The sequence below is a fragment of the Mycobacterium sp. IDUB_19 genome (assembly GCF_055419445.1).
Window position 1 is genome coordinate 220,542 of sequence record NZ_JBVAXR010000005.1, and the last position, 14,052, is coordinate 234,593.

At 68.7% G+C, this 14,052-nt stretch carries 3 protein-coding genes; all 3 read right to left on the reverse strand.

The genetic code is table 11. From position 1 onward, the window contains the following. Positions 1–2 precede the first annotated feature (2 nt). Positions 3–5,423, reverse strand: a complete 5,421-nt coding sequence (locus tag ACZY0B_RS07310) for a type I polyketide synthase (protein ID WP_463763364.1) — start codon at positions 5,421–5,423, stop codon at positions 3–5. Continuing rightward, on the reverse strand, positions 5,424–11,945 hold the full coding sequence (locus tag ACZY0B_RS07315) for a type I polyketide synthase (protein WP_463763366.1): 6,522 nt from the start codon (positions 11,943–11,945) through the stop codon (positions 5,424–5,426). Continuing rightward, positions 11,945–14,052: beta-ketoacyl reductase (locus tag ACZY0B_RS07320; RefSeq protein ID WP_463763367.1), on the reverse strand; the 2,108-nt coding region annotated here is incomplete at its 5' end. The genes ACZY0B_RS07320 and ACZY0B_RS07315, both read right to left, overlap by 1 nt.

Consider the following 14,052-nt stretch of genomic DNA (forward strand, 5'->3'; position numbering starts at 1 on the left):
GCTTACTGTCCTCGCTTCCGCCGCATCGCGGCTCCCTGGCGCGCCGCGGCGCGCTGTTGTGCTCGGTCGCGAACCGCGTTACCTCGATCGAGGTCTTGTTCAGGCTCGGCGAGGCCGAGCTGGCGGATCACATCGACCGTGAGGTCTTGCAGCGATGCACCTTGCAGGATCATCGCCACCGGTGGCTCGATGCCGAAATCCGCACGCGTGGTGTTGCGGATCCGCACTGCCATCAAAGAGTCCATCCCGAGTTCGGTCAGCGGCATCCCGGTGTCGACGGCCGACCGATCGGAATAGCCCATCACCCCCGCGATGCGTCCGCACAGCCGTTCGCGCACGACTTCCCGTGCCTCGGCCGGGTCGAGCTCGCGCAGCGCCTCGGGTCCCGCCCAGTCGCCGCCGTCGCCGGCGACGTCGAGTTCGGACACCACGCTGGTGAAATAGCCGAGGTTACGGATCTCGGGGAACGCGAGCATCGCGCGGTCGGCACGCAGCCGGGTGACGCCGGTGTGGCACCGGTCGGTGGCCAGCAGCGCGTCCATGGCCGTGATGCCCTCCGCCGGACTGATGGGGTCCAGCGGGCTGCCGACCAGCGACTGCGCAACACCCACTTCCGACCACGGTCCCCAATTGATCACCGCCGCCGGCATTCCGGCCGCGTGGCGCAACGACACCAGCGCATCGAGCCACGCGCTTGCGCACGCGTACGCGCCCTGCCCGGCCGAGCCGAGCAGCGAGGCGGTGGTGGAGAAGCCCACCCACCAGTCGAGCTCACGTCCGGCGCTGGCTTGGTGCATCCGCAGCGCGCCGGCGGCTTTGGGAGCCCACACTCGCTCCAGGCTCTCCTTGCTCATCGACAACACCAGGCTGTCGTCGATCACCGCGGCTCCGTGCACGATGCCGGCCAATCGGCGATTCTGGTTCTCGGCGGCCGCGACCAGGCGTTCGGCCACGCCCGCCGATGCGATATCGCCGCACACCACCGAGACCTCGGCACGGCTTTCCAATTCGGCCAGCACTTTGCGCGCCTCTTCCGACGGTTCGCTGCGTCCGTTGAGCACCACCCGGCCCGCGCCGCTGTCGACCAGCCAGCGGGCGAAAACCAGGCCGAGGCCGCCGAGGCCACCGGTGACGATGTACGACGCGCCCGACTCGACGACCGCGTCGCGCACCGGCTCGCCGAGGGGAGCTCGGCGGAGCCGCTCGACGTACCGCTGTCCGCCCCGCCAGGCGACGATGTCGTCGAAATTGGCCGCGGAATCCCGTGACTCGAGTTCGGCAGTCAATGCGGACGCCGGATCCCGGGTGATGTCGAGGTCGATGAGCGTGGTCCGCAGGTCGGGATGTTCGTAGGCCAGCACCCGGACCAGACCCCGCAGCGCGCCGATCGCCGGGCGGCCCGGCTCGTCGTGAACGGCGAGGCCTCCCGGGGTGACCAGCCACAGCCGCGGTGACCGGCCGTGCCAGCCGCCGAGAATCGCCCGCACCACCGTGGAGATCGCCCACACCGAATCCCGGGCGCGGGTGAGCCCGCCGTCGGTGATCGCCGAGGCGTCCGTCGGGTGCGGGCCGTCGTCGATGAACGCGACCACACCGACGGGCGGGCGCTCGGGGTCGCCTGCCGTTTCCGCGAATGCGGCGAGCATGGCGGCCTCATCGCCGAGATCGGCGGTGATCACCCGGTGCGCCGGTGAACGCCATTGCTCGACGAATTCCTCGGCCTTGGAACCGGCATCGGTGAGCACGAGCCAACTACCCGGAGCATCGGAGGAGCCCGTGTCCGCGAGCGGCGCTTCCACCCAGCTGGTGTCGAAGATCTTCTGCGCCAACGGCAATGGCGCGCTGCGCCGCTCGACACGGCGCAGGTAGAGGTCGTTGATTTCGGCGGTCACGTTTCCGGCGTCGTCGGTCAAGGTGATCTTGCCGAGTTTTCCGGCGCCGCCCTCGTCGAGGTCCATCAGCTGAGCTCGGCAGCGAGCATGCCGGCCGGGATTGCCGTACACCCGTAGCGACTCGAAAGAGACTGGCAGATAACTGATTTCGGCCGAACCCGTGGCAGCGGCGGCCTCCTCGTCCGGTATCGCCGCCGCCAGACCCTGCAGGGCCGCATCCAGCATGACCGGGTGGATGCGGTAACCCGGATGCCTGGGCGCCTCGTCGGGCAGGGTGATCTCGGTTTCCACCGAACCGTCCGGCAGCCGGTGGATCTGGGTCAGCGCCGCGAAGGCGGGACCATGATTCTGGCCGGTCAACCGCAGGACGGCGTACAAATCGGCCGGCGACACCGAGGTTTCGCCGGGTTGGGCGCCGGACGCCAGCGGCTCGGGGGCGGCGTCCGGCGAGACCGCGGCCCTGGCGGTCGCGTGCCGGGTCCAGCCGGCCGGGGTGCGGGAATAGATTTCGATGCGGGTCTTGTCGTCGGCGCCGCGGGTCAACTGCGTGGTCACCTGGGTGTGGCCGTCGAGGGGGAGCATCTGCTCGACCTCGAGCTGGTTGATGGCCAGGGTATCGACCGGTAGGCCGAACGCTTCACTTGCTGCGGCCAAAGCGATTTCGGCGAACCCGGCGGCCGGCATGATGGCTTGCCCGAAGACCTTGTGGTCGGCCAGCCATCCGCACACGTCGGTGCCGACATCGGCCTGCCACACGTGGTCCTGGCTCGAGGGAAGTTCGACGTGCAGGCCGAGCAGCGGGTGCGTGTCGATCGAATCCGTCATCGCCGAGCGGTCGGCGACCCAGAAGTGTGTGTGCTGCCAGGGCGTCACCGGGATGTCGGCCAGCCGGCGGGTGGTGTCGATCTGCGGGAGCTTGCCGACCGCCGCGAGTTGGGTGTGGAAGGCGATGGTGTCGTCGGTGTCGCGTTGCAGGGTGCCGACGGTCATCAACTGGGCCCGGTTTTCGAAGTCGCCGAGCGTGTCGTCGATGGCGTAGGTGAGCACCGGGTGCGGGCTGACCTCGATGAAGGTGTGGTATCGGGCGGCCGCGGTGGTGATGGCTTGGTGGAAGCGCACCGGGTTGCGCAGGTTGGCGGCCCAGTAATCGGCGTCCAGCACCGTGTGGGGCTGCTCGCTGGTGGTGCTGATCATCGGAATGGTCATCGGTTGTGGCGCGAGATCGGCGAGCGCGGAACGCAATTGCGGTAACACCGGGTCGATGATCGGGTGGTGGGAGGCCACGTCGACGTCGATGCGCCGGGCCAGCCGGTTTTGGGCGGCCACCGCCGCGATCACGGCGTCCACCGATTCGGGCGGGCCGGCGATCACGGATTGGCGCGGCGAGGCATGAACGGCCAACGTGACCTGCGGGTAGTCGGCGATCAGCTTCGCGGCGGCGTCGGCGTCGAGCTCCAGCAGGGCCATCGCGCCCTGGCCGGCCAGCTGCGCCATCAGGCGCGAGCGGGTGGCGATCACCCGCAACCCGTCGGCGGGAGTCAGCGCCCCGGCGACGACGGCGGCCGACACTTCGCCCATCGAGTGGCCGACCACGGCGTCGGGCGTCACGCCGTACGAACGCCACAGCGCGGTCAGCGCCAGTTGAATACCCACCAGCACCGGCTGAATGCGGTCTATGCCGACGACCTCGACACCGTCGGCGAGGGTCTGGCGCAGCGAAAAGCCGGCCTGGGCAAGGAAATCGGGCTCGAGCTCGTCGATGGCCGTGGCGAACGCCGGCTCGTCGGCCAGTAACTGCCTGCCCATGCCGACCCATTGCGAGCCCTGGCCGGAGTAGACGAACACCGTGCCCGGCCCGGTGAAGCCGTCCCGGCATTCCAGCACCCCGGGAACGGGGCGGCCGTCGGCCAGCGCCCGCAGCCCGGCCACCGCGTCCGCGCGGTCGCGCGCGACCACGACGGCGGCCTTGGCGTGGCGGGCCCGGTGGTGGTTGAGCGTGTGCGCGACATCCGCCAACGGTGTCGCCGCGCCGGGTCCTTGCATCCAGTCGGCCAGCCCCGCGGCGAGCGAAGCGGTCCGCTGCGGGCTCTTACCCGAGACCACCAACGTGGACACCCGCGGCCCGGAACCGTTCGCCGGAGCCGACTCTGGGGCCTGCACTGGGGCTTGCTCGATGACCACGTGCGCATTCGTTCCGCTCAGGCCGAACGACGACACGGCCGCCCTGCGCACACCCGCGGGCCACGCGGTGGCCTCGGTCGGGACGAACAGCCGAGTCGACGAGGGGTCGATGGCCTGGTTCCACCGGGTGAAGTGCAAATTGGGCGGAATGTGCCCGCGCGACACGGCCAGCGTCGCCTTGATGAACCCGGTGATCCCGGCCGCGGCCTCCAGGTGACCGATATTGGTCTTCACCGACCCGAGTGCGCACGTGCCGTCGCCGCGGCCGTAAGTGGCTGCCAGCGCCTCGAACTCGATCGGATCGCCCAACACCGTTCCGGTGCCGTGGGTCTCGATGTAGTTCACGCTGTCCGCGGGCGCGTCGGCCAGGCGTAGCGCGGTGGTGATCACGTCGCGCTGTGCGGCCGCATTCGGTGCGGTCATGCCGTTGGATCGGCCGTCCTGGTTGATCGCCGAACCGCGAACCACCGCCAGCACCCGATCACCGTCGCGGGTGGCGTCGGCCAACCGCTTGAGCACCACGACGCCGCAGCCCTCGCTGCGCACGAACCCGTCGGCCAGGGCGTCAAAGGTCTTGCACCGTCCGGTCGGCGACAGGGCCGACCACTTGGACAGCGCGATGCTGGTGAACGGCGACAGCATCAGCTGAACTCCACCGGCGAGTGCCACGTCGCTTTCGCGCAGCCGCAGGCTCTGGCAGGCCAGGTGCAGCGCCACCAACGACGACGAGCACGCGGTGTCCACCGCGACCGCGGGGCCGCGCAGCCCCAGCAGATAGGAGATCCGTCCGACCGCCGCGCTGTGCGGGTTTCCGGTGCTCATGTACGCGTCGATTTCGGCGCGGCGCTCGAGGTTGACGATCGTGTAGTCCCACGCCGACAACCCCATCATTGCCGCGGTTCGGGTGCCGCTCAGCGAATCCGTGCGCAGCCCAGCGTGTTCGAGTGCTTCCCAGGCGACTTCGAGCAGTATCCGCTGCTGGGGGTCCATTGCTTCGGCTTCGCGCGGGGTGATGCCGAAGAAGTCGGCGTCGAACCCGGCGACGTCATCGACAAAGCCTCCCCATTTCGTCGTCATCCGCCCCGGTGCCTGTGGGTCGGGGTCGTAGAACGCGTCCGCGTCCCAGCGATCTGCGGGCACCACGTCGACGGCGTCGCGCCCGTCCATCAGCAGCTGCCAAAAGCTGTCCGGCCCAGTTACACTGCCCGGCAACCGGCAACCGATCCCCACCACCGCGACCGGTTCGGCGACATCGGTGGGAAACGTCGTCCCCGCGCGCACAAGTTCGCGTGCAAGGACCTCGCGCGCCTTGGGTGACATCTGCGCCGCGCGCTCGGCAAGACTCGTCATTTACTCACTGCCCCCGGTTGCCGTCTCCAGCTCGCTGGCCGCAACGAGGTCGGACAGCAATTCCATTTCTTCAACCGACAGTTCGGATTCGGCCTCCGGCGTCGGTTCGGCTTCGGCCATGGACTCGTAGCCGAGGCGTTCGCACAGTGCGCCGGCGAGATCGGTGATGGTCGGGTAGGCCCAGACCAGCGCGGCCGGCAACATGGTGCCCAGGCTCGCTTCGAGCCTGTTGCGCAACTCGAGAGCCATCAGCGAGTCGAGACCAAGCGACTCCATCGGCCGATCGGGATCGATCGGTTCGGTCGAGCGCAGCACCGCCCGGATTTCACCGGCGATCGCGGTCGCCAGGCGCGCCGGGCGCTCGGCGGCGTCGCAGGCGTCCAATTCCGTGCGGATCGCGCCACCGCCGCGTCGCTCGGTGGTGGTCAGGTCCTGCAACTTCGCGAACAGCGAGGAACCCGCCGCCGACGGGAAGGATTGGAACCACTGCCGCGCGTCGAGGCTGAAGACACCGGTGCGTGCCCGGTCGGCCGCCAGGGCCAGCTGCATTGCCGCCAGCCCCTGTTCGACGGTGATCATCGCGACACCGAGGTCGGCGAAGAACTGGGCGCGACCGACCTCGGCCCATGGGCCCCAGTTGATCCCGACGGCGGGAAGCCCGAGCGAGCGCCGATAGGCGACCAGGCCGTCGACCCACGAGTTCGCCGCGGCGTAGGTGCCCTGGCCGGGTGCGCCGAGCAGGGATGCCACCGAGGAGAACGTCAGCCACCAATCGACGTCCAAGTGCGCGGTGGCCTGGTGCAGGCGCCAGCTGCCGGCGACTTTCGGGGTGAACACCCGCCGCGCGGCGGCATCCGTGATGTTCAGCACGATCTCGTCTTCGAGAACCATTGCGCTGTGCAGGACTCCGGCCACCCGGAACCCGGCGTCTTGCACCGCCCGCACCAGCCGGCCGGCCGTATCGGCGTCGGCGATGTCGCCGGTGACCACCTCGACGTGGCTGCCTGCGGCGTTCAATTCAGCGATCGCTGACCGAGTCTCGTCGCTGGGAGCCGAACGCCCATTCAGCACAACCAATCCCGCGCCCTGATCGACCAGCCACTGCGCGACGACGAAGCCGAGACCACCCATGCCTCCGACGATGATGTAGCCGCCGTCGGGGCTGACCAATGGTTGCGGGGGCGGTGCCGCGATCGCTTCGATGTCACCGCCGGCAGGTATCGACACGACGATCTTGCCGGTGTGGCGCCCGGAGGCCATCAGCCGGAACGCGTCGGCCGCCTCGGGAAGGCTGAACTCGGTGACCGGGAGTACCTGCAGCTTGCCGTCCGCGACCTGCGCCAGGATGTGCCCGAGCATTTCGCGATACCGCGCCGGTTGCAGCTTCAAATTCAGGTCGAGGTCGACGACGGAGAAGGACGCGCTTTTCGCCAGCCCGGCCAATCCCAGACTGGCGTCGGCGTGGACGTCCTTCTTGCCCAGCTCGATGAACCGGCCGCAGGGGGCAAGTATCTGCACACCGCGGTGAATCGCTTCGCCCGGAAGCGAATTGAGAATGACATCCACGCCGTAGCCGTCGGTGATGTCGAGGATCGCATCGGCGAATTCCACGTCTCGGGAGTTGCCGACATACTCGACACCGAGTCCGGCCAGCATTTCGCGCTTGGCATCCGACCCGGCCGTCGTATAGATGCGGGCCCCGATCATCTTGGCGATCGACACCGCGGCCAGGCCGACACCGCCGGTGGCGGAATGGATCAGCACCCGCTCGCCGGGTGCCAACCGGCCGACCTCGCACAGTGAGTGCCACGCGGTCAGATACGCGATGCCGAATGCGGCCGCCTCGCCGTCCGGCAGCGCCTCGGGGACCGGTGCCACCAGATCGGCCAGCGTTGTCATGTGTGAGGCGAAGGCGCCGGGGCCGAACGCGATGACGCGCTGTCCGACCTCGACGACGTCGACGTCTGGGCCGATCGCCGTCACGAAACCGACACACTCGCCGCCGATCACCGGCGGGGCACCGTCGAGTCCGGGATACACGCCCATCGCCTTGAGCACGTCGCTGAAGTTGAGGCCCGCGGCGACGACGCGAACTTCCACCTGGCCTGCGGAAGGCGGAATCCGCTTCACCGCATGTACTTTCAGCTCATCCAGCCGCCCCGGCTGGTCGATCTGCAGCCGCACGGCGGCCCCGCCGTCCAGGCTCACCACGGTGCGGCGGGATTCGGCGGCAAGAGCGCCGGTCGCGTCGACGGGCGCAGGCACCAACCGGTTGACATACCGTTGCTGTTCGCGCAGCGCGATCTCGTCGTGCTCCGCACCGGCCAGCAGCTCCTCGGTCAGTGCGGCCAGCGTGCCGGATCCATCGGCGTCGATGTCGACGATCGTGGTCCGCAGTTCGGGATGCTCGAACGTCAGCACCCGGGCGATGCCCCGAAGTTGGGTCTGCGCCAGGGTGACTCGGTCGCCTGAATCGAGCTGTTGCGCGCCGCGGGTGACGATCCACAGCCGGGGGCTGTTGCGAGCCCCCATGCGCGTCACCGTCTTGGCGATGTCGGCGATCTGCAGCGTGCGGGCCTGGGCCAGTTCCAGCTGCGCCTGGTCGTCGCGGGCCTCGTCGATGCTGCGCGGCGGGCAGACCACGACGATGCTGTCCCATGGGTTTCGGGTAATCGCCGCGCGCAGGCTCGCGGTGTCGGTGGGGGACACCAGTTCGATCTCGGCGACACCGTCGCGCAGCGACGACCGCAGCGCGGGCAGCAGCGAGTCGTCGGCGGTGGCGTCGCCGATCAGCAACAAGCCATCGAGCGTGCCGGCCGGCTTGTCCAGGGGTGCGGGTTCCCATGCCACCGTGTACAGCTGACTGCTGACTTCGGTTGCGCCGCTGGATGACCCGAGTACCGCCATCTCGACTTCGTCGATGACGAGCAGCGGCCGGCCATCTGGGTCGGTCAGCGTGACGTGACCGCGGAGCCGGTCGGGGCTATCAGTGGCGGCCAGTGAGCCTATCGAGCAGACACCGCCGGTGATGTCGCCGTAAACATGAACGCCCGCGAAACGTATTGGCAGCACCAGGGTCTGGCGGGCCGACTGCCCGCCGGCCAGGTCGGTCGCGATCCGGGTGGCGCCGAGGGCCTGCACGGCGATGTCCATCATCACCGGGTGCAGGCCGAAGCTGCGGGAACCGGTCTTGGCCGTCGCGGGCAACCGCACGTCGGCACGGGCGGCACCGGACTTCGCGACGGCGAGTCCGACGATTCCGCGGAAGGCCGGCCCGTGTTGCTGCCCCGCGCCCCGCAGCCGCTGGTAGAGGTCTTCGGGTTTGAGCTCGTCGGCCACCTCGTCGAGCGCCGGCCGCGGTGCCTCGTCATCGGACACGGTCTCGCGGGCAACCGTGGCGGTCGCGTGTTTGATCCACCCCGAAGTGGGGTTCTGCGTGCGCATTTCGATCCGGCACGCCTGTTCGTCTCCGGTGAGCGTGGTGACCAGCACGGTGTCGTCGGTGACGTGCAGCATCTGGTGCAGGCTGAGCTCGCGGATCATCCAGCCCGGTGAGCCTTCCGCAGCTGCGAATGCGTCCGTCGCCGCGGCCAGCGCGACTTCGGCGTACGCCGATCCGGGCAGCACGCAGAGGTCGTCGATCACGTGGTCGCCGAGCCACAGCAGATCCGGGCGCAGCTCGCACTCCCAGATCCGGGTGCCGGTGGTGGGGTCGGTGACGCCGATGCCGAGCAGTGGGTGGGTGTCTGCCGTGTGGTGGGCGGCGATCGTGGGAGCGATCCAGTGCCGGGTGTGCTGCCACGGTGTGGTGGGCAGCACCGGGTGGGGCTCGCACGGGTGCGGCGTCTGCGGCGGGTGGCTGGTGCGCGTGGTGTTGAGGTTGGTGTGGAAGGTCAGGGTGTCGTGCGTATCCCGTTGCAGGGTGCCGAGACTCAAATAGTCGGCACCGCCGTTGTTGTCACGGGCGGCGAGGGTTTCGTTGATGGCATGCGTCAACAATGGGTGGGCACTGACCTCGATGAAGGTGTGGTAGGGACCAGCTGCGTCGCTGAAAGCATGAGCGATCGCCTGTTGGAAGCGCACCGGGTTGCGCATGTTGACGGCCCAGTGTTCGGCGTCGAATGCCGCTGGGGCTTGCAGGTTTTCGTAGGTGGTCGAGATGATCGGAATGGTCGGCGGTTGCGGGTTCAGACCGGCCAGCTCGGCGCGCATCGCGGGCTGTAGTGCGTCCATGGCCGGGTTGTGCGGGGCCACTTCGATGTTAACCCTGCCGGCGAACTGGCCCTGTGCGCGCACCTTCGCGATCACCTCGTCGATCTGCGCGTTGGGCCCCGAGATGACGGTCTGGCGCGGGGAGGCATAGATCCCCACCGTGACCTGTGGATGGTCGGCGATCAGCGCCTGGGTGGCGTCGGCGTCGAGCTCGAGCATTGCCATGGTGCCTTGCCCGGACAGCGGTGCCATCAGCCGCGATCGGGTCGCGGTCACCCGCAACCCCTCGGCCGGGGTCAGCGCGCCCGCGACCACCGCCGCGGCAACTTCGCCCATCGAGTGCCCGATCACCAGATCCGGGGTCACGCCGTAGGAACGCCACAGCGCGGTGAGCGCGAGCTGCATGCCGATCAGGCCGAGCTGAATCTGTTCGATGCCGTCGAGCGCCTTGCCGGTAGCGATCACGTCGTGCAGCGAAAAGCCAGCCTCGGCAACGAATGTCGGCTCCAGCTCGGCGACCGCCGCGGCAAACGCCGGCTCGTCGGCCAGCAGCTGGCGGCCCATACCGGGCCACTGCGATCCACGGCCCGAATAGACGAATACCGTGCCCGGCCCGATCGACCCTTCGTGGCAGTCCACCACGCCGGGGGCGGGTTCGCCGGCGCCCAGCGCGCGCAACCCCGCGACGGCCTGGTCGCGGTCGGCCGCGACCACCGTGGCGAACTTGGTCTGCCGGGCCCGGTGATGGTTGAGCGTGTGCGCGACATCGGCCAGCGCCACGTCGGCACCCGGGCCTTCCATCCAGTCGGCCAGCACCGACGCCGTCGCCGCGACCCGCTGCTTCGTCTTGCCCGACACCAACAGCGTGGTTATGGCCGGGCCAGATCCCTGCTGCGGCAACGGCACCGACACCGGCTCCACTGCCTGCTCGATCACGATGTGCGCATTCGTCCCGCTCACACCGAACGAGGACACCCCGGCCCGGCGCGGTTGCCCGGTGGCCGGCCATTCCATGTCCTCGGTGGCGATGGCCAGCTTCGACACGCCTTCACTGGCGTGCGGTGTCAGCTCGCGAAAGTTGAGGTTGCGAGGAATGCGGCCGTGCCCGACGGCCAGCACGGTCTTCATGAACCCCGCGATGCCCGCCGCGGCCTCCAGGTGACCGAGATTGGTCTTGACCGCTCCCAGCACCAGTGGAGCCCGATCCCGCCGGTCGGCGAAAACCTTGCTCAGTGAATCCAGTTCGATCGGGTCGCCGAGCGGAGTGCCGGTGCCGTGCGCTTCGATGTAGTCGATGTCCGCCGGCGTCAACTTGGCCGACGTCAGCGCCTGGTGAAGCAGCGCCTGCTGCGCCGGGCCGTTCGGAACGGTCACCCCACTGCTGGCGCCGTCCTGGTTGACCGCCGAACCGCGCACCACGGCGAGGATGCGGTTGCCGTCCCGTTGCGCGTCCGAGAGCCGCTTGAGCACCACCACTCCGGCGCCCTCGCTGCGGACATACCCGTCGGCGCCCGCGTCGAATGTCTTGCACTGGCCTTCCGGCGACAGCATTCCCCACCGCGAGCAGGCGATGCTGGTTCCTGGCGCGAGCAGCAGGTTGGTCCCACCGACCAGCGCCGTGTCGCTTTCGCGCCAGCGCAGGCTCTGGCAGGCCAGGTGGATCGCCACCAGCGACGACGAGCACGCCGTGTCCAGCACCACCGCGGGACCGCGGGCCCCGAGCAGGTAGGCCATCCGGCCGGCCGCGAAATTGGCTGAGTTGCCGGTGAGTACGTAGGCGTCGAGGTCTTCGGGCCGCACCGTGCCGGACATCTTCAGCATGTAGTCGTAGGCGGTGACACCAACGAAAACCGAGGTCTGGGTGCCGCGAATGGTATGCGGCGGGATGCCGGCGTTCTCCAGCGCTTCAAAGGCGACTTCGAGGAACAACCGCTGCTGCGGGTCCATCGCCGCCGCCTCGCGCGGGGTGATGGAGAAGAACTCCGCGTCGAACTCATCGGGCTCCCAGTTGGACAGGAAGCCGCCTTCGCGGTTGCAGATCGTGCCGGGAATCGTGTGGTCCTCGGTGAAAAGAGCGTCGGCGTCCCAACGCTGCGAGGGAACGCGCACGATGCCGCTTCGCCCGTCGCGCAACAAGTCCCAGAACTGTTCCGGGTTGTCGACACCACCGGGGAACCGGCAACCCATCCCGACAACCGCGATCGGCTCGGTGCCCGCCTTTTCGGCGATCTCCAGACGAGCGGACAGATCATCGATCTTGTGCAGCGCTTCGGCGATGATCGCCCGGCGATCTGGTGTCGGGGTGGTCATCAGGTCCCTCTTAGTCTTTCCGAAAGTTGTTCCAACAACTCGGCTTCGCTGAATTCGTCGTAGGTATCCGCGTCCGGTTGCTCGTCGGCCTCGCCGAGCTCGGGCAGCACCGTGGCCAGATAGTCGGTGAGGCTGTACACGGTGGGGTAGTCGAAAACCACGGAGGCCGGCAGGAATTCACCGAGAGTGTCGGACAATGTCCGCTGCAGGGTCACGCTCATCAGCGAGTCCATCCCGAGCTGAAAGAAACCGGTCGAGGGATCCAGCGACTCCGTGGGCGGCAGGCCCATCACATTGGCCGCCAGGCGCGCGACCTGGTCGAGCAACATGTCGTGGCGCCGATCCGGCTGGCACTTGCCCAGGGCGATGCGGAATTCGCTTTCCGGCATTGCCGTCTCACCTGGGGTCGGCAACAGATCGTCGACGATGCGCAGTGATCCGCGGGTCCGGTAGGCCGCCGCCAGCAGTGGCCAATCGGCTTCGACGACAACGGAATGCACCCCGGCAGCCGGGCTCATCGCCCGGGCGAGCCCGCCGATGGCGATCTCGTCGTCCATAGGCAGCAGCCCGGATCCCATGCTGACCTGGCTGAAATCGTGTTCGGCGTCGGCCAGTGATTTCCACAATCCCCAGTTGACCGTGGTGGCCGACAGCCCCATCACGCGACGCGCGTACGCCAGCGCGTCCAGGTAACCGCTGGTGGCGGTGTAGTGGGCCAGCCAGCGTGACCCGGTCAGGCCGGAGATAGAGGAGAACAGCACGAAATGGCGCACCGGCTTTTCCAGCGACAGCCGGTGCAGCACCGCGGCGGCGTCCAGCTTGGGCGCGAACATCGCCGTCACATCGTCGTTCGTCATCTCGCTGAGCAGGACCGGCTGACCGGCGAAGGCCGCCAGATAGATGCCCTCCAGCGGAGGTAAGTCGGCGCCGAACCGGTCGAACAGCGCGCTCATCGCCGTCTCGTCGGTGGCATCCGCCGCGACGGCGGTGAGGGTAATTCCTTGCAATGCAAGGCTTTCCGCGAGTTCATGCAGTCGCTGGCCGGGGTTGCGGGAGACCGCGACGATGGTGCCGGCGCCCATTCGCGCGAGCTGGCGGATCAGGTGCGGCCCGATGTTGCCGGTAGCGCCGATGACGAGTTGCGCGGCGTCGGGATCCAGCGTGACCGCGTCGGCCGGTAGCGCACGCTTGCGCAGCCGCGGCACGTGCCGTCGTCCGGACCGATACACGACCTGGTCTTCGCGATCGGTGCTGCCCGCCTCGGCGAGCACCTGCCGCGCACGCAGCTGTACGGGTACCGAGCTGTCGAAATCGATTATCCCGCCCCAGATTTCGGGGTGCTCGAGCGCCAGCGTGCGGCCCAGGCCCCACAGCGCCCCGTGGCTGGGGTTGGCGCGATCGCCCTCCGCGATGGGCTGAGCGTTGCGGGTCACCAGGAACAGCTTGGCCGGCGAACTGCTGGCCGCCATCGCCGAGGCGAGCCGGCGGACCTGATGGAAGAGTTGGTAGGCCGTTCCGACATCGAGCGGATCGGCCGGGATCGGAGGTGCGTAGAGCACGTGGTCGACATCACCGAGCGCCCCACCCAACGCGGCCGGATCGGCGTCCGCGGCTCGCACGTCGGCCAGGCAACCCAGCTCGGCGGCCAGGGCCGCGTCGCCGACCACCAGCCACCGGCCGGCGACCGTGGTCTCGGCGTCGGGGAGCGGGGTTGCCTCCCACACGACCTGATGCGACCAGTCGTCGAGCGCGCCGCCGACATCCGGTGACGAATGGGTTTGCTGCGCAGCGCCGTTGCGTTGCGGTGCCGGTGTCCGGGTTTCGGCGGCGGTGAACCAGTGGTGGGTGTGGTGCCAGGGGGTGGTGGGGATCTGCGGGTGTGGTTCGGGCGGATGCGGAGTCTGCGGCGCGTTCGCGCGGTCGGTCAGATAGAGGTTGGTGCGGAAGGTGACGGTGTCATCGGCGTCACGCTGCAACGTGCCGATACTGGTGAATTTCCGCTCGCGGTGCGCGTCTTCGAGCGTCTCGGTGACGGCTTGGGTGAGTAGTGGGTGGGCGCTGATTTCGATGAAGGTGTGGTGGTCGGTTGCGGCTTTGGTGATGGCTT

Coding starts and splice junctions, on each gene's coding strand:
- ACZY0B_RS07310 (WP_463763364.1), bottom strand. CDS start 5,423: ATGACGAGTCTTGCCGAGCGCGCGGCGCAGATGTCACCCAAGGCGCGC.
- ACZY0B_RS07315 (WP_463763366.1), bottom strand. CDS start 11,945: ATGACCACCCCGACACCAGATCGCCGGGCGATCATCGCCGAAGCGCTG.